This is a genomic window from Kitasatospora sp. NPDC051170, from assembly GCF_044455705.1.
Taxonomy (GTDB): domain Bacteria; phylum Actinomycetota; class Actinomycetes; order Streptomycetales; family Streptomycetaceae; genus Kitasatospora.
The window spans coordinates 586,990-603,355 of record NZ_JBITFA010000002.1; the positions used below are offsets into that span (position 1 = coordinate 586,990).

Here is a 16,366-nt window from a genome sequence, read left to right on the forward strand (position 1 = left end):
AGAGGCCGCTCGGGGGACTTTCCTACACACGGCGAAACACGGCCGTGAAAAATAGTTTGCGCGGCGTACCGGGAGCGCAATAGCCTGCCGGAGCGGTCAAGGGGACGAGATCGCACAGGTCACACCTGTGCCGAATCCCCGAGACCACAGCGCCGCGGGGCCTCACGGCCCGGTCGGCCACACAGCTTCACCGAGACAGACATCCGAAGATTCGGAGCCAGGGAGACCAGGCTCCGCGAGACGCCGAGAGGAGGCGAAGGCAATGGGAAACATCATGATCACCAAACTGACTGGCCAGACCGTTGTTGCTGCCTCCCTGCGTGCCGCCCGCCTGCGGGCGCTCGCCGAGCTCGGTGGAACCGGTCTGGGTCTCGACACCACCGGTGTCTCCGTCGTCCCCGCTGTCAGTGCGCTTGGACACACTGATCTCTGCGCCCCGGGCGGCAGGAACGTCGAAGGCACCTCCGTCGAGGCCGGTCTGTCCGGTACCTGGGCGTCGTTCGGCACGTCGCGGCCCATGCGCGATGAGCGACCGACGCAGGCACCGAAGGCGGCCGTAGCCGCCGCCAAGCATGGCGGCTATGCGCAGGTCATCGGTGCCGGAAACACCCAGGTGAAGCAGAACGAGCAGCAGATCGCACAGGCCAAGGCCGCCTTCATCGGCGCCGAGGCCATCCGGATGCGGGCCTTCCGCGGCCCCGAACCCTGGAGAGAACGAACCTGAGCCAGCCTCAGGTCGGCACCCTCCAGGGCCGCGGAACCCGTCACCACCGGGATTCGCGGCCCTTCTGTTTTGTCCGGTACGCAAGACCACCCAGGCCCTCCGGGGCCTCCGGCCCGGCACCACCAGTCCACCGAGCCGGAACCACTGAGAAGACGAGGAAGACGCCCACAGTGTCCACGGTCATCACACCGCCCACCCCGTCCGTACCGACGACAAGCCAGAACACCAAGGCCGACCAGGCCGACCCTCCGGAGGTTCCGTTCATGCAGCTCAACTCGATCGAGCAGGCCGAGGCCCTCGGCCTTCCCATCCCCTGCCGCGCCTTCGACCCCGAGGTCTTCTTCGCCGAGACGCCCGCCGACGTCGAGTACGCGAAGTCCCTCTGCGGCACGTGCCCGGTGAAGGAAGCCTGCCTCGCCGGCGCTCTGGAGCGTCGCGAGCCGTGGGGCGTCTGGGGTGGCGAGCTGTTCGTTCAGGGTGTCGTCGTGGCCCGCAAGCGGCCCCGTGGGCGTCCGCGCAAGACCGAGGTCATGGCGTGAATCCCGCCGACTCCGCCAGGGCCGTCCACCGGGGAGAGCAGCCCCCACCGGACAGTGCCCTCCGCCGATCCGTACGGATCGCCGCAGCGAAGGCCGACGCAGCAGCGGCCCGCACCGTTCCGTTCCCGACCACGCACCACGAGCAGGACCACCACATGACCCCCGCCGCCATCGATCCGACCGTCCGCGCAGAGCAGACCACCGAACTTCAGATCCAGAACAGGACCCTCGAGATGCAACTCCTCCACGAATCCCTGGCGCGTGCGCATATGCAAGACAGGCTGCACGAGGCCGAGAACCAACGGCTCGTCGCCCGGGTCGTCCGGGCGCGCAAGCTCCGGCAGCGGGCCGAGCGGGCCTCCCTGCGGGCGCGCAAGGCGCTCGCCGTCGCCCTGATGTAGGCGCCGCCGTTCGGTTCCTCCCCTGTCATGCCGCAGGCCGCTCCCCGATCCTCGTCTCCGAGGGCCGGGAAGCGGCCTGCGGCCGTTGGGTCAGCTCTTGCGCCTGGCCTTCGTGGGCTTGGCCGGTGGGGTCGGCGGGTTCGGTTTGGCCGGCTTGGCCGGTGGGCTCGTCGGCTCGTCGGAGAAGCTGGGCAGCCACTCCAGCATCTCCGCGCGGAACGGGGCCTTGGCGCCCAGCTGGCACAGCACCCCGATGGTGCTCAGGGTCACCCGGTGGATCAGCAGGTAGGCCGGGGGCAGGTTCAGCTGCTTGCCCAGGTTGTGCGCGGGGGAGCGCGGATCGGCGATCCGGGCCGCCTGGGCGCGCATCCACGTCCGGGTGAAGTGGAAGCTGTCCACCGCGGCCGGCTCGATGATCGGTACCAGGTAGTCCAGCACCGCGTCCGGGTCCAGGCGGATCGAGGGCTTCACGAAGCCCTCCTCGCGCAGCATCTTCAGCACGCCCGCCGCGTCCCCGTCCAGGGCCATCCGCAGGGACGCCCCGATCGGCTCGGGCAGGCCCCCCGGAAGGCGGTCCACCGTGCCGAAGTCCAGCACGCCCAGGCGCCAGCCCGACACCGGGCCGTCGTCCTTCAGCAGCCGGAAGTTGCCCGGGTGCGGGTCCGCGTGCAGCAGGCCCGTGCGGGCCGGCCCGGCGAACAGGAACCGGGCCAGCAGCTGCCCGGCGCGGTCGCGCTCCTCCTGGGTGCCGGAGGCGATCACCTCGGCCAGCGGGGTGCCGTCCATCCACTCCGTGACCAGCACCTGGTCGCCCTGCGCCACCACGCCCGGCACCGCGATGTCCACGTCGTCCGCGAACTCCTCGGCGTGGAGGCGCTGGGCCTGGGCCTCCAGCTCGTAGTCCAGCTCCTCGGAGACCCGCTCGCGCAGTTCGACGATCAGCGGCTTGATGTCCAGGCCGGGGATCAGCGGGCCCAGCAGCCAGGCCACACGGCCCAGTTGGGCGAGGTCCGCCAGCAGCGCGTCCCCGGCGCCCGGGTACTGCACCTTGACGGCGACGCGGCGCCCGTCGTGCCAGACGGCCCGGTGCACCTGGCCGATCGAGGCGGCCGCCGCCGGGCGGTCGTCGAACTCCAGGAACAGCTCGCGCCAGTCGTCCCCGAGCCGTTGGGCGAGCGCGGTGTGCACCGTGGCGGCGGGCATCGGGGGAGCGGCGTCCTGCAGCTTGGTCAGCGCGGCCCGGTACGGCCCGGCGACCTCCTCGGGCAGCGCGGCCTCGAAGACGGACAGCACCTGCCCGAACTTCATCGCCCCGCCCTTGAGCTCACCGAGGACCTTGAACAGCTGGTCCGCGGTGGCCTGCTGGAGCTCGGCCGTGACCACCTCGGGGGAGCGGCCGCCGATCCGCTTGCCCAAGCCGAGAGTGGCGCGGCCGGCTATCCCCAGGGGCAGGGCGGCGAGCCGTGCCGTGCGGGTCACTGCCTTGCGCGGAAGATCGCTCACCCGGGCCTCCAAATCCCTGGCCCCCCGACGCCGGACGGCCCACCATCACTAGGCCATTGTGCCCGCTCCCCGGCCCGGGCCCGGCGGTATTTCGCCGGGCGGGGCAGGCAGTTCGCGCCGCGGTCGGTGGGATGGAGGGTGGTGGTGTGCGCAGGAAGTCGGCGGGGTCGACTTCCTGCGTGTGGGGTGTCAGGCGGTGGCGCGGCGGTAGGTGGTGACGTGGGTGCCCGTCTTGGCGGTCGTGGTGGAGACCAGCTCGAAGGCGCGCCGCACACCGTCCGTCGGGAAGATCGTCTTGCCGCCGCCGAGCACGACCGGCATGACGATGAGGCGCAGCTCGTCCACCAGGTCCTCGGTGAGGAGGGAGCGGACGAGGGTCGGGCTGCCCATGATCAGCAGGTCACCGCCGTCCGCCTCGCGTCGGCGGCGAGCCCAGGCGGCGGCCTCGGGGCCGGGGACGAGGGTGGTGTTCGTCCAGGTCAGGTCGGCCTCGGTGAGGGTGTCGGAGACGACGTACTTCTTGATCGAGTTCATCTGGTCGGCGAACGGGTCGCCGGCGCGCTCGGGCCAGGCCGCGGCCATCGTCTGCCAGGTGCGGCGGCCGAAGAGCAGGGCATCGGTGGTGCTCATCGTCTCGGCGAGGAAGGGGCCGATGGTGTCGGCGTCGAAGAAGGGGTGGGACCAGCCGCCGTGGGCGAAGCCGCCGTCGGTGTCCTCCTGCGGGCCGCCGGGGGCCTGGACGACGCCGTCGAGGCTGATGAACTGGTTGGTGACGATGCGCATGGGGTGATCCTTCGGGGCTCTGGGGTTCGGGGCTTCGTGAGGGGAGACCGGCAACCTGCGCGAGAATCATCACCCCACCCCGGTGATTCAGATCACATTTCACCCTTCCCGGGGCCCCTCCCCCTCCCCCCCGCCCACCCACCACCCGCCGCCTGCCCACCCACCCACCCAGCGCCCACCCACCTCGTACCTCGAATGGCGGCGGTTCCCCGGTTGTGTGCCCGGCCCGCGCCCCTGCCGTGTCGGCAGGGGCGCGGGCCGTTGAGAGGCGTTGCGCACCCTGGCCGAAAGGGGGGCGTTGATCGTGCCCGGCCTTGAGGGTGTTCGGGACCGCGGGCTTCACCTGGCCATCGGCTCGTGAGGCCGGTGGGTCGCCCGTGGTTCCGTGGGGAGGCCGGGTGGCTGCCGAGCCGTGCAGCCGCGGGGCCTGCCCCTGGTCAGAGGTTCTCTTCGGTCTCGCTCTCCTCTCGGATGGATCGGTTCTCAGCCCGGGGGCAGCGGCCGCCACAGGCAGCCGCAGTCCGGGTGCCCGCGGAGGCGCAGGCGTCGTGGCATTCCGTCTGTGGCGGACACCTCGCACCAGCCGTCGACGCTCGGCGGGCGGCCGCCGTCCAGGTAGACCTGGACGTGCAGGGCCGCCAGGCCGGCGACGGTGGTGGCCAGAGCCGTGTCGCAGGCCGGGGTGCGGGCCCGGCCGGGGCCGTTGCCGGCGAGTTGGGCCAGGACCCGCGGCCAGGCGGCGTCCTCGTCCTCGCGGCGCAGTACCAGGCAGTGCCCGCAGGCCGACATCGCGGGGATCACGAGGGGTCCGATGATGCCGAACTCCTCGACCACGCCCACGTACAGGTGTGGCACGCCGGCGCGCAGCAGTAGCCGGGCCTCGTACGTCCCTCCGGCGAAGGCCGCGCTGCCGTCCCGTGGTGCGAGCACCACGAAGTCGGGTGGCGGCGCGCCGGATGGTCGGCGTGGGGCGGGGCGCGGTGGCCGGGCCGAGGCCCGTTGCACCGCTTCCTTGGCGGCGGTGGAGCGCAGCCGGCCGACGTCCTGGGGCGGTACGCCCGCAGGTGAGCAGTCACCGGGCAGGACGCGGCCGCCGTCCACGACGGTCACCTCGCCGGCGCCGCCGGCGGCGAGGACCGCCGCGACGGCCGCGCCGACCCGGCCCGCGCCGCGGACCTCGATCCGCAGGTCCGCCCTGCGGGAGAGGATCGCCGGTGCGGCGCCGGGGCCGGAGTGGACGAGGGTGAGTGAGGCGAGGTCGGGCCCGAGCTGTTTGCGGTGCGGTTCGGGGAAACGCGCCAGGGCCGTGGCGGCCGCGGCGGTGTCGTCGAGCAGCCCGGTCTCCTCCAGTTCGGTGAGCAGCGCCTCGGCCGGCTCGCGGCCGAGCCCGAGGCGTTCGCCCTCGTCGAGGAGTGCCGGTCGCTCGCGCGTTCCGTCGAGCAGGGCGAGGAAGGCGCAGAGGGTCTTGTCGGCGTTGCCGAGCACCCCGGCGAAGCGGGTGACGGTTCCGAACTGCAGGGTCTCGGAGTCCCGCCAGCTGCGGGACAGCGCGGGTTTCAGGGCAAGGCGCACGGCGATCTCCCTTCCGATCGTTTCCGGACGGCTGACCGCAGCTTGCACCATCTCGCCGACTTCGTGCGGAAAGTTATCCACAGGCCCGGGATGGTGATCACATGATCGGTTCGCGAACCCTGTGGATAACGAGGGGCCTCCCCGGAGGGTCGAGTTCCGGACACTTCATGTCGGCCTTTCGTTCCCGATCACTCCACGAAAGATTTCGGCCATGGCAGCGGACTTCTGTCAGGGGTAGCGGGTAACGTCGTGTGCCATGGCAGCCGAGCGGGACTCCCATCCACCGGCGTCGCGTCGGCGTGCCCGTGCAGCGTCCGGGTCGCAAGTGGCGGCGCCGAGCACGCGTGGACGGGCGGATCAGGAACAGCAGGCGGTGCCGGCCGCGCCCCAGGAGCCGCACGACCGTGGCCGGGTCGAGGTGCGCCGCAGTGCCCGCCGCAGCCGTACGGTGTCCGCCTACCGCGAGGGTGACCGGACGGTGGTGCTGATCCCGGCCCGGATGTCGCCCGCGGAGGAGCAGCGCTGGGTGGCGCAGATGCTGGAGAAGCTCGCCGCGCAGGAGAAGCGGCGCGTTCCCGGGGACGAGGCGCTGATGGCGCGGGCCCGTGAGCTGTCGGACGCGTATCTGGACGGCCGGGCGCTGCCGGTCCACGTGCGCTGGGTGACCAATCAGAATTCGCGCTGGGGCTCCTGCACGCCCAGCGAGGGGACGATCCGCCTGTCCCACCGGCTGCAGGGCATGCCGGACTACGTCCTCGACTACGTGCTGCTGCACGAGCTGGCCCATCTGCTGGTGCCGGACCACGGCCCGGCGTTCTGGGCGCTGCTGGAGGCGTACCCGCGGACCGAGCGGGCGCGGGGCTATCTGGAGGGTGTGGTGTCGGCGGCGCGGCTGCCGCACATTCCCGGGGCCCGGCACGGTGCGGCGCAGGGGGCCGAGCCGGCGGGTTCCTGCGGTTGAGGTGACGGGGAGCGACAAGAAAGGGGGCGTGAGCCGGATCGGCTCACGCCCCCTTCGGGTGCCGCACCTCAGCTGGTGAGGAGGCGGGCCCGGGCGACGAGGTCGCGTACGGACCGGTCGGCCAGGTCCGGGAGGCGGTCGTAGTCGAACCAGCGCAGGTCCAGCGACTCCTCGCTGATCAGTTCCTGCGCGCCGGCCGGGGCCAGGGCGACGTACTGGACGTCCAGGTGGACGTTCTCGGGCCGGTCCTTGCCGGTGCAGCGCACCAGGTGCCGGTCGAGCTTGACGGGCACCGGGGCGCCGTCCGCCTCCAGCAGGGTCAGGTCGGGGATGCCGGACTCCTCGACGGCCTCGCGCAGCGCGGCCGCGGCCAGGGTGGCGTCGCCGGGCTCGCAGTGCCCGCCCATCTGCAGCCATCGGCCGACCTTGGGGTGCAGGGTCAGCAGCACCCGACCGGCGGCCGGGTCCACGACGGCGGCGCTGGCGGTGATGTGGGCGGGCAGGCAGGAGCGGTAGAGGCCCTCGGGCTGCTCGGCCAGGTGCGCCAGGTAGTCCTCGCGCAGCCGGGCCTGATCCTCCTCGGCGGGCCGCCAGGAGGTGAGGGCGCGGACGGCGTCCTCGTGGAGGGTGGGCGTGTCGGTCCGGGTGGCCGTCATGCGGTGGGCTCGCCCTTTCCGCCGGAGGAGTCGGAGCCGGGCTCGGAGTCGGGGCCGGGGTCGGAGCCGGGCTCGGCGTCGGGGCCGGAGCCCGCACCCGGGCCGGGGTCGGTGCCCTTGGTGAGGTCGGTCCTGCCGCCCGCGGCGGCCTCGCCGAGCAGCTTGTCGAGGGCGTCGAAGTCGATGCCGCCCTCCAGGTCGCCGCTGCCCCGGTGCACGAAGGCGTCGGGGTCGTCGAGGTCGGCGGCGGTGGGCAGCATGTCGGGGTGCTCCCAGAGGGCGTCGCGGCCCTCGATGCCGCGGGCGTCGGCGAGCAGCGCCCACAGCCGGGCGGCGTCGCGCAGCCGGCGCGGGCGCAGTTCGAGGCCGACGAGGGTGGCGAAGGTCTGCTCGGCGGGCCCGCCGGCGGCGCGGCGGCGGCGGACGGTCTCGCGCAGCGCGCCGGCCTGCGGCAGGTGGGGTTCGGCGGCGGCGTGGACGACGGCGTCGACCCAGCCCTCGACCAGGGCGAGCGCGGTTTCGAGGCGGGCGAGCGCGGCCTTCTGCTCGGGGGTGTCCTCGGGCTGGAGGAGGCCCCCGGCGAGCGCGTCCTGGAGGGCTTCGGGGTTGCTCGGGTCGAGCTGGCCGACGAGTTCCTCCATGCGGGAGGTGTCGACCTTGATGCCGCGCGCGTACGCCTCGACGGCGCCGAGCAGGTGGGCCCGCAGCCACGGCACGTGGGCGAAGAGCCGCTGGTGGGCGGCCTCGCGCAGGGCGAGGTAGAGGCGGACCTCGTCGACGGGGACGTTGAGGCCCTCGCCGAACTCGGCGACGTTCTGGGGCAGCAGCGCGGCCTTTCCGGCCGGGGCGAGGGGCAGGCCCACGTCGCTGGAGCCGACGACCTCGGCGGCCAGCGCCCCGAGGGCCTGGCCGATCTGGGTGCCGAACATGGCGCCGCCCATGGAGCGCATCATGCCCATCAGGGGGCCGGCCATGGCCTGCATCTCCTCGGGCAGGACGCCGCCCATGGCGGTGCCGACGCGCTCGGCGACGGGGTCGACGAGGTCCTTCCAGACGGGGAGGGTGGCCTCGATCCACTCGGCGCGGCTCCAGGCGACGGCGGTGCCGGCGCCGGAGGGGAACTCGGTGGAGCCGTCGAGCCACAGGTCGGCGAGGCGGACGGCCTCGGCGACGGCGGAGCGTTCGGCGGCGCTGACGGAGCGGTCCTTGCTCTTGCCCTCGGCGGGCTCGGCGACGACGGTCTGCCGGGCGATGTTGGTGGCGAGGTCCCAGTTCACGGGGCCGCCCTCGAAGGAGAGCATCTGGCCGAGCTGCTGGAAGGCGGCGCCGAGGTCGCCGGGGCCCAGGCCGCCGAACATCGCGGCGAAGGGGTTGTCCCCGCCCGCGCCTCCGGCCCCCGGGGCGCCGGGCAGGCCGAAGAGCGCGCCGAAGGGGTTGGCGCCGCCGAACCCGAACGGCTGCTGGCCGCCCTCGCCGGACGCGGAGGCGCCGGCCGGGGAGGCGCCGGAGGCGGCGTCGGAGCCGCCCGCGTCCTTCTTCTGCTGGGCGTCGTCGGGCTTGGCCTTGCCGTCCTCGGGCTCCTCGGGCGGAACGCCGAATCCGAAGGGAAGGTCGCTCACGGGGTCCTCGATCCGGTCGGCCGTCATACGGGTGTGGCGGGAAGTGCTGCCGCCCGGGGCACCGGCTCAGTGGGGGACTCGTGCGCGGCTCCCGCACGGCAGGCCCGCGCCGGGTGCACCGCGGGGCCTTCGCCTCGGGCAGGATGGACGTACGTGACACACGTCCGTACGCACATAAGCTAACCGTGGAGGATGGCCGGTGAGTTCCCCGCCTTCGGACGTTCGCTCTGGGCTGACCGCTGGAGAGGACGACCCGGACGCCACGGCGTCGCCGCCTCCAGCCTACGGCGGACGGCCGCTGACCGTGGCGGTGACCGGTGCCGCGGGCGTGCTGGGCGAGCGGGTGGCGGCCCGGATGGTGGCCTCGCCGCACGTGCGCCGGGTGCTCGCGGTGGACGACCGGCGCGGCGACGTGCCGGGGGTGCAGTGGCGGGTGCTGGACGTGCGGGACCCCGCGGTCGCGGAGCGGCTGGCCGGGGTGGACGTGGTGGTGCACCTGGCGATGGACTTCGGGATGGAGTCCGACCCGAGGGCCCGCAGCGCCTACAACGTGCGCGGCGCGCAGACGGTGCTGACCGCGGCCGCCGCGGCGGGCGTGCACCGGGTGGTGCTGTGCACCTCGGCAATGGTCTACGGGGCGCTGCCCGACAACGAGGTGCCGCTGGCGGAGGACTCCGAGCTGCGGGCCACGGAGGAGGCGTCCCTCGTCGGGGACCTGCTGGAGATCGAGCGCCTGGCCCGGCGGGCGCCGCGCGCCCACCCGGGGCTGCAGGTGACGGTGCTGCGCCCGGCCGTGGTGGTGGGCCCGGGGGTGGACACCGTGCTGACCCGGCACTTCGAGGCGCCCCGGCTGCTGGTGGTGGCCGGATCCCGCCCGTGCTGGCAGTTCTGCCACGTGGACGACCTGGCGGCGGCGCTGGAGTACGCGGCGCTGGGCCTGGTGGACGGCGAGGTGACGGTCGGCTGCGACGGCTGGCTGGAGCAGGAGGACGTGGAGCGCCTGTCGGGCATCCGGCGCATGGAGCTGCCGGCGGCGCTGGCGCTGGGGACGGCGGCCCGGCTGCACCGGCTGGGCCTGACGCCGGCCCCGGCGGGGGACCTGGCGTACACCATGTACCCGTGGGTGGTCTCCGGCAGCCGGCTGCACGAGGCGGGCTGGCGCCCGGCGCACACCAACGAGCAGGTGCTGGCGGAGCTGCTGGCGCAGGTGGCGGGCAAGCACGCGGTGGCGGGGCGGCGTCTGGGCGGCAAGGAGGCCGCGACGAGCCTGGGCGCGGCCGGGGCGACGGTGGCGCTGGTCGGTACGGCGGCGCTGGTGCGCCGGGCCCGCAAGCGGCGCAGGTTCTGACGCCGGGGGCATCGACGGATCGGCGCGCGTTCTCACGATGCGAAATCACGGCATCGTGATGCGGAAGACCCTGCCCGGGTGTGCCCCCGATGGGGGATCATGGGGCCATGTCCGAGAACCACGACCCGATCCGCCTGCTCGCCATCCGGGACACCCCGCTGTCCCTGGACGAGGTCTACGAGGCGGTCGGCGACGACGCGGCGGGCGGGACGACGGTCTTCGTCGGGACGGTCCGTGACCACGACGGCGGCAAGTCGGTGACGGCGCTGGAGTACAGCTGCCACCCGAGCGCCGGGGAGGAGCTGCGCCGGGTCGCCGAGAAGGTCGTGGCGGACTTCCCGGTGCTGGCGCTCGCCGCGGTGCACCGGATCGGCCGGCTGGAGATCACCGACAAGGCCGTGATCGTCGCCGTCTCCTGCGCCCACCGCGGCGAGGCGTTCGCGGCGGCCCGCCGGCTGATCGACGACCTCAAGCACGAGGTGCCGATCTGGAAGCACCAGGTCTTCGCCGACGGCGAGGAGGAGTGGGTCGGCGCCGGGGGCTGCTGACCCCGCGGGGCACACGCGAAGCGCCGCTCGTGTCAGGCGCGCCGGTCCCTCACTCGAACGGGTCCGGCGGGGTGGTCCGGATACTCCCTGGAAGTGAGCCGATCGGCGGCCCCGTAACCCGGACGGCGCCGTCGGCGTTGTCCGCCGGGGTGGTTAATCTGCTCATAGACACGACGAGCTGGGAGTACCGACATGAGCGCGCTCGCCTGGTTGATCATTCCGGTAGTCGCCGTCCTGCTCGCCGCCGTGTGGGCGGGCTGGGCGCAGCGGGCCCCCAGGGCCACGGGGGACCCGGCCTCCCTCGCCGAGCACCGGCGCTTCATGGCCGCGATGGAACGCACCACCGCGGGCGCGGGGGCGTCCGGGGAGCGGTCCGGGCACTGACCCGGCGGGCGCGGCGTCGGCGGCGTCCCGTACTGTCGAGGCATGCCACGCCGCTCCGCGACGATGCTCGCTGCCACCCTGCTGCTCATAGCGCTGCTCTGCGTCTCGGTGCTGATGAAGGTGCCGTACACGGAGATGAGCCCGGGGCCGACGTACAACACGCTCGGCGACCAGGGGGGCAAGCCGGTGATCACCGTCACCGGGCACGACTCGTACCCGACGAGCGGGCACCTCAACATGACGACCGTCCAGGTGACGGGGGCGAAGTACGAGCCCAGCCTGGTGAACGCGGTGATCGGCTGGCTGCGCGACGACGTGATGGTCGTGCCGCACGACAACGTCTACCCGAAGGGGCAGTCGGACGCGGACGCGAAGAAGCTGAACGCCGAGGAGTTCGCCTCCTCCGAGGACAGCGCGCGCACCGCGGCGCTCAAGCAGCTGGGCATCCCGGTCGGCAACGACCTGATCGTCAAGTCGGTCACGGCCGGCGCCCCGGCGGAGGGCAAGCTGCACGCCGGTGACCAGATCGTGGCGGTGGACGGCACGGCGGTCGCCTCGGCGGAGCAGGTCGTGGGTGTGGTGACCAAGCACAAGCCGGGCGAGTCGGTGGTGTTCACGGTGGTGCCCCGCTCGCAGGGCGGTGCGGCCGGCACCCGGACCGACGTGACGGTGCCGACGACCAGGGCCCGGGACCTCGACCCGAAGGCCCCGGCGGAGCGGGCGGACCTCGCGGTGGTGGGCATCGGCACCGGGGTGCGGCACACCTACCCGTTCCAGATCGACATCGGCCTGCAGGACGTGGGCGGCCCGAGCGCGGGGCTGATGTTCTCGCTGGGCATCATCGACAAGCTGACCCCGGGCGGGGACCTGACCGGCGGGAAGTTCGTCGCGGGCACCGGCACGATCGACGACGACGGCAAGGTCGGCCCGATCGGCGGGATATCGATGAAGATCATCGCCGCCCGGGACGCCGGCGCCGAGTACTTCCTCACCCCGTCCTCGAACTGCTCCGAGGCGGCCAAGAACGTCCCGTCGGGGCTGACGCTGGTCAGGACGGACACGCTGGACGGCGCGCTGAAGTCGCTGGAGCAGATCCGCTCCGGGCAGACCGCGGCGCTGCCGTCCTGCGTGAAGTAACCCGTCGTGAGCCGGCCCGTCGTGAGCCGCCCGTCATGAGGTAGCCCGGCGGGCAGTCGGCGGAGCAGGCGTCAGGAGAAGGTCGCCAGCAGCGCGTCGGTCAGGCCGGGCACCAGGTCGGGGCCGGTCAGCACCTCGCGGGCGACGTCCTTGGAGCGCAGCCGCAGGGCGATCTCCTTCTTGCCGTCGCGCAGCACGGCGGCGGTGATCCGCACCTCCTCGCGCTTGGGGTGGTTGGCCACCCAATCGGCGAGCTGGGCGTCGCTGGCGCCGCGGGGGCGGGACTGCTCGGCGCCCGGCGGGAGCATCAGCCGCTCGACGACGAGGGCGCAGCCGACCACCGCGTCGGGCCAGGCGATGGTGCCGAGGAACTTGTCGAGTTCCGTGCCGGCCGGGATCTCGTCCTGTTCGACGGGGGTGAGGCCGGGCTGGTCGCCCTCGGCGAGGCCGAGCTGCTTGGCGACGCGGGGGTCGGCCTTGCGCAGGGCGGCGGTGTCGACCAGGGCGAAGAGGCGGGCGGGCAGGTCCCAGCCGAGGGTGGCGACGTATTCGTCGATCTCCAGCGCGGCCCGGGTGAGCGGGGTGGCGGCGGGGAGCTTGGAGACGTCGTCGGGGGAGTTTTTCGGATCAGGCGCGTCGGACATGCCCCAATCCTCACACGCCGGGCGGGTGGCGGGCGCGGGGGCGGTGGCGCAGTGGCGGCGGGACTGTGGCGGGGGAGAGCGGCGTAACCGTCTGCTAACGGTGGGAACTCGGCCGAAGACTGGTTAAGTTGCCCTGAAGACAGACCGACTCCCAGACGACACAGCTGAGGTGCCACCGTGGTATTCCAGATGCCGGAACGCTCAGGGCCGGGTTTCCGGCGCAGGGTAGGCCCGCCCTCCCGGCGGGCGCGGGTGGCCCTGCTGACCCTGGGCGTGCTCGCGGTGCTGTTCCTGCTGTTCGTCATGTTCGCCGGGTTCTGGACGGACTGGCTGTGGTTCAGGTCGGTCCACTACTCCTCGGTGTTCACCACGCAGCTGTGGACGAAGACCGGCCTGTTCGCGGTGTTCGGCCTGCTGATGACGGCGATCGTCGGCTTCAACATCTGGCTGGCGCACCGGCTGCGGCCGCCGCTGTCGGCGATGTCGGTGGAGCAGCAGAGCCTGGACCGCTACCGGGCGGGCCTGGCGCCGTTCAAGCGCTGGGCGCTGATCGGGATCTCGCTGGTGATCGGCCTGGTGGCGGGCGCCGCGGCCTCGGGCCAGTGGCGGACCTGGCTGATGTGGACGAACGCGACCTCCTTCGGTGAGAAGGACGCGCAGTTCGGCATGGACGTCTCCTTCTACGCCTTCGACCTGCCGTTCTACGAGTTCGTGCTGGGCTTCGCGTTCAGCGCGGTGATCGTCTCGCTGCTGACCTCGGCCCTGGTGCACTACCTGTACGGGGGGCTGCGCCTGCAGGGCCCCGGCCGCCGGGCGAGCGCGGGCGCGCAGGGGCACCTGGCGGTGCTGCTGGGCGTGTTCGTGCTGCTGAAGGCGGTGGCGTACTGGCTGGACCGGTACGCGCTGGCGGTCAAGACCGGCACGTACAAGGGCGTCACGGGCTGGACGGGCCTGCGGTACGTGGACGCGAACGCGTTCCTGCCGGCGAAGACGATCCTGTTCTTCGTGGCGATCATCTGCGCGGTGCTGTTCTTCCTGACGCCGGTGCGCCGCACCTGGGCGCCGGCGCTGATCGGCCTGGGGCTGATGGTGCTGTCGGCGGTGCTGATCGGCGGGCTGTACCCGGCGATCGTGCAGCAGTTCCAGGTCAAGCCGAACGAGCAGGCCAAGGAGACGCCGTACATCCAGAAGAACATCGACGCGACGCGGCAGGCGTACGGGATCGCGGACTCGCAGACGACCCCGTACACCCCGCAGGGGGCGACCAACGGTGAGGCGCTGAAGCCGGACGCGCAGACGATCGCGGACGTGCGGCTGGTGGACCCGAACGTGGTGTCGCCGGTGCTCCAGACGCTGGAGCAGCAGCGCAACTACTACGCCTTCCCGAACACGCTGGACGTGGACCGCTACGGCTCGGGCTCGGGCAAGCAGGACACCGTGATCGGTCTGCGCGAGCTGGACCTGAACGGGGTGCAGCGCAACTGGATCAACGACCACTTCAAGTACACCCACGGCTACGGCGCGGTGGTCGCCAAGGGCAACCAGGTCGACACCACGGGCCAGCCGGTGCTGACCGAGTCGGGCCTGCCGACCTCGGGGACCCTGGGCCCGTACGAGCAGCGGATCTACTACGGCGAGAAGACGACGACGTACTCGATCGTCGGCGGCTCGAACAAGGAGATCGACTACCCGGACGTCAAGAAGGGCGTGAACGTCGAGACGACGTACGAGGGCGGCAGCGGGGTGTCGCTGGACAACCCGCTGACCCGGGCCGCGTACGCGGTGCGCTTCACCGAGCCGCAGATCCTCTACTCGGGGGCGATCACGGACGGCGCGAAGGTGATCTACAACCGCACCCCCAAGGAGCGGGTGGAGAAGGTCGCGCCGTGGCTGTCGATCGACGCCGACCCGTACCCGGTGGTGATGGACAAGCACGTGGTGTGGGTCGTGGACGGCTACACCACCTCGGACGGCTTCCCGTTCTCCTCGAAGACGACGCTGGGCACCGCGACCAAGGACTCGCTGACCAACCAGCGCGGTGAGCCGCTGGCCGTCGCCGGGCAGGTCAACTACATCCGCAACTCGGTCAAGGCCACGGTGGACGCGTACACCGGCGAGGTGACGCTCTACCAGTGGGACGAGAAGGACCCGGTCCTGAAGACCTGGATGAAGGCGTTCCCGGGGACGGTCGAGCCGAAGGCCGCGATCCCGGCCTCGCTGGTGCCGCACCTGCGCTACCCGCAGGACATGTTCAAGGTGCAGCGCGACCTGCTGGGCCAGTACCACGTGACGGACTCCAACACGTTCTTCAACGGCACCGACGTCTGGCAGGTCCCGGTGGACCCGACCAGCAACACCAAGCAGGTGCAGCCGCCGTACTACGTGACGGTGCGGATGCCGGACGCGGCGAAGGCGGGCTTCTCGCTGACGAGCACGCTGGTGCCCACCGACCGCCCGAACCTGGCGGCCTTCATGGCCGTGAACTCGGATCCGGGGGACGACTACGGCAGGATCCGCCTCCTGAAGATGACGGGTGAGAGCGGCGCCCCCGGCCCGGGCCTGGTGCAGTCGAAGTTCAACTCCCGCAAGGAGGTCGCCCAGCAGATCACGCTGCTGCAGAGCGGCGACTCGGTGCTGGAGTACGGCAACCTGCTGACCCTGCCGGTCGGCGGGGGCCTGCTGAACGTGGAGCCGGTGTACGTGCGCGGGCGCGGCGCCAAGTACCCGACGATGCAGAAGGTGCTGGCCGTGTACGGGGACGACAACGTCGCCTTCGAGAACACGCTGGAGGACGCGCTGAAGAAGCTGTTCGGCGACGGGACGCCGCCGGTGACGCCGGTCGCCCCGGCCGCCTCCTCGCAGGGCGCGCCGACCTCGCCGACGGCTCCGGGCACCACCCCGACCTCGCCGGCGACGCCCGGGCCCACCTCCCCGGCGACGCCCACCCCGGGCGGGACGATCTCGCCGGAGCTGGCGAAGGCGCTCTCGGACGCGGAGAAGGCGTACAACGACAGCCAGACGGCGTTCAAGAACGGCGACTGGGTGGCGTACGGCACCGCGCAGAAGGCGCTCGGGGACGCCCTGAAGGCGGCCGAGGCGGCCCGCGGCGGCGGCTCGGCGCAGACGCCGGGCGGCCCGCCGCCCGCGACGCCGGCCCCGGGGGGATCGCCCAGTCCTCACGCGTAGGCCCGCTGAGCTGCGGGGACGGTTTTCCGTTCCGCCTCCGACCCGTGCTATGGTTCTCTTACCGACGCGGGGTGGAGCAGCTCGGTAGCTCGCTGGGCTCATAACCCAGAGGTCGCAGGTTCAAATCCTGTCCCCGCTACTCAGTAGCAGGAAGGCCCGGAGGATTCGTCCTCCGGGCCTTCCGCGTTTCCCGGAGGGAGGGAACCGCTCCGGTAGCATCAACCGTCGCCAGAGCCGTCGACTGCGGGGTTTGTGGGATCCGGGTGTCGGGAAATCGACAAAGCGCCGAAGCAATTTCGTCGGCTTCGGGTCCGCCCCGCCCGAATTCGGCCGGGGCAGGTGTACGCGGGTTGCGGGTGGT

General features: G+C 72.5%; 15 protein-coding genes and 1 tRNA gene. 10 read left to right on the plus strand and 6 right to left on the minus strand.

What is annotated here, in order from left to right:
• The first annotated feature begins 262 nt into the window (after window positions 1–262).
• The 3 genes from ACIBCA_RS06210 (at window position 263) to ACIBCA_RS06220 (ending at window position 1,664) form a co-directional block, all read left to right on the plus strand.
• The gene (locus ACIBCA_RS06210) at window positions 263–724 is read left to right on the plus strand and encodes a hypothetical protein (protein ID WP_396281635.1); all 462 of its coding nucleotides are present in this window, start codon (window positions 263–265) and stop codon (window positions 722–724) included.
• Between the two features lie 170 nt (window positions 725–894).
• Window positions 895–1,263: a WhiB family transcriptional regulator gene (locus ACIBCA_RS06215; RefSeq protein ID WP_396281636.1), complete on the plus strand. Its 369-nt coding sequence runs from the start codon at window positions 895–897 to the stop codon at window positions 1,261–1,263.
• Window positions 1,260–1,664, plus strand: coding sequence for a hypothetical protein (locus tag ACIBCA_RS06220; RefSeq protein WP_396281637.1), 405 nt, complete (start codon window positions 1,260–1,262; stop codon window positions 1,662–1,664). Before ACIBCA_RS06215 ends, ACIBCA_RS06220 begins: the two co-directional genes overlap by 4 nt.
• Before the next feature lie 90 nt (window positions 1,665–1,754).
• Here the strand turns inward: ACIBCA_RS06220 and ACIBCA_RS06225 are convergent, their stop codons facing one another.
• The 3 genes from ACIBCA_RS06225 to ACIBCA_RS06235 all read right to left on the minus strand — a co-directional run bounded on the left by ACIBCA_RS06225 (window position 1,755) and on the right by ACIBCA_RS06235 (window position 5,522).
• Window positions 1,755–3,167: an ABC1 kinase family protein gene (locus ACIBCA_RS06225; protein WP_396281638.1), complete on the minus strand. Its 1,413-nt coding sequence runs from the start codon at window positions 3,165–3,167 to the stop codon at window positions 1,755–1,757.
• 189 nt (window positions 3,168–3,356) lie between these two features.
• Window positions 3,357–3,950: a dihydrofolate reductase family protein gene (locus ACIBCA_RS06230; RefSeq protein WP_396281639.1), complete on the minus strand. Its 594-nt coding sequence runs from the start codon at window positions 3,948–3,950 to the stop codon at window positions 3,357–3,359.
• 483 nt (window positions 3,951–4,433) lie between these two features.
• Window positions 4,434–5,522: a ThiF family adenylyltransferase gene (locus tag ACIBCA_RS06235; RefSeq protein WP_396281640.1), complete on the minus strand. Its 1,089-nt coding sequence runs from the start codon at window positions 5,520–5,522 to the stop codon at window positions 4,434–4,436.
• Between the two features lie 373 nt (window positions 5,523–5,895).
• On the opposite strand from ACIBCA_RS06235, the gene ACIBCA_RS06240 reads away from it, so the two are divergent.
• Complete coding sequence (locus ACIBCA_RS06240; RefSeq protein ID WP_396281641.1) at window positions 5,896–6,483, plus strand: SprT-like domain-containing protein; 588 nt, start codon at window positions 5,896–5,898, stop codon at window positions 6,481–6,483.
• Between the two features lie 68 nt (window positions 6,484–6,551).
• Here the strand turns inward: ACIBCA_RS06240 and ACIBCA_RS06245 are convergent, their stop codons facing one another.
• Together ACIBCA_RS06245 and ACIBCA_RS06250 are read right to left on the minus strand one after the other, a co-directional pair.
• Window positions 6,552–7,139 (minus strand): NUDIX hydrolase, encoded by a 588-nt coding sequence (locus tag ACIBCA_RS06245; protein ID WP_396281642.1) that lies wholly within the window; start codon window positions 7,137–7,139, stop codon window positions 6,552–6,554.
• Window positions 7,136–8,758, minus strand: coding sequence for a zinc-dependent metalloprotease (locus ACIBCA_RS06250; protein WP_396281643.1), 1,623 nt, complete (start codon window positions 8,756–8,758; stop codon window positions 7,136–7,138). The genes ACIBCA_RS06245 and ACIBCA_RS06250 overlap by 4 nt, the downstream gene beginning before the upstream one ends.
• A gap of 199 nt (window positions 8,759–8,957) precedes the next feature.
• On the opposite strand from ACIBCA_RS06250, the gene ACIBCA_RS06255 reads away from it, so the two are divergent.
• From ACIBCA_RS06255 to ACIBCA_RS06270, 4 genes are all read left to right on the plus strand, one after another.
• The gene (locus tag ACIBCA_RS06255; protein ID WP_396281644.1) at window positions 8,958–10,106 is read left to right on the plus strand and encodes an NAD-dependent epimerase/dehydratase family protein; all 1,149 of its coding nucleotides are present in this window, start codon (window positions 8,958–8,960) and stop codon (window positions 10,104–10,106) included.
• Between the two features lie 107 nt (window positions 10,107–10,213).
• Entirely contained in the window at window positions 10,214–10,654 is a 441-nt protein-coding gene (locus ACIBCA_RS06260; RefSeq protein ID WP_396281645.1) for a molybdenum cofactor biosynthesis protein MoaE, read from the plus strand.
• Window positions 10,655–10,846: 192 nt separating this feature from the next.
• Complete coding sequence (locus ACIBCA_RS06265) at window positions 10,847–11,038, plus strand: hypothetical protein (protein WP_396281646.1); 192 nt, start codon at window positions 10,847–10,849, stop codon at window positions 11,036–11,038.
• A gap of 42 nt (window positions 11,039–11,080) precedes the next feature.
• Window positions 11,081–12,175 carry a PDZ domain-containing protein gene (locus ACIBCA_RS06270; protein ID WP_396281647.1) on the plus strand — a complete coding sequence of 365 codons (1,095 nt, stop codon included), beginning with the start codon at window positions 11,081–11,083 and terminating at the stop codon, window positions 12,173–12,175.
• Window positions 12,176–12,246: 71 nt separating this feature from the next.
• Here ACIBCA_RS06270 and ACIBCA_RS06275 read toward each other — a convergent pair whose 3' ends face one another.
• On the minus strand, window positions 12,247–12,819 hold the full coding sequence (locus ACIBCA_RS06275; protein ID WP_396281648.1) for a PPA1309 family protein: 573 nt from the start codon (window positions 12,817–12,819) through the stop codon (window positions 12,247–12,249).
• Window positions 12,820–13,008: 189 nt separating this feature from the next.
• Here ACIBCA_RS06275 and ACIBCA_RS06280 point away from each other — a divergent pair, with 189 nt between their 5' ends.
• Both ACIBCA_RS06280 and ACIBCA_RS06285 read left to right on the plus strand, forming a co-directional pair.
• Window positions 13,009–16,005, plus strand: coding sequence for a UPF0182 family protein (locus ACIBCA_RS06280; RefSeq protein WP_396281649.1), 2,997 nt, complete (start codon window positions 13,009–13,011; stop codon window positions 16,003–16,005).
• 65 nt (window positions 16,006–16,070) lie between these two features.
• Window positions 16,071–16,144 (plus strand) — tRNA-Met (locus ACIBCA_RS06285).
• Window positions 16,145–16,366 lie beyond the last annotated feature (222 nt).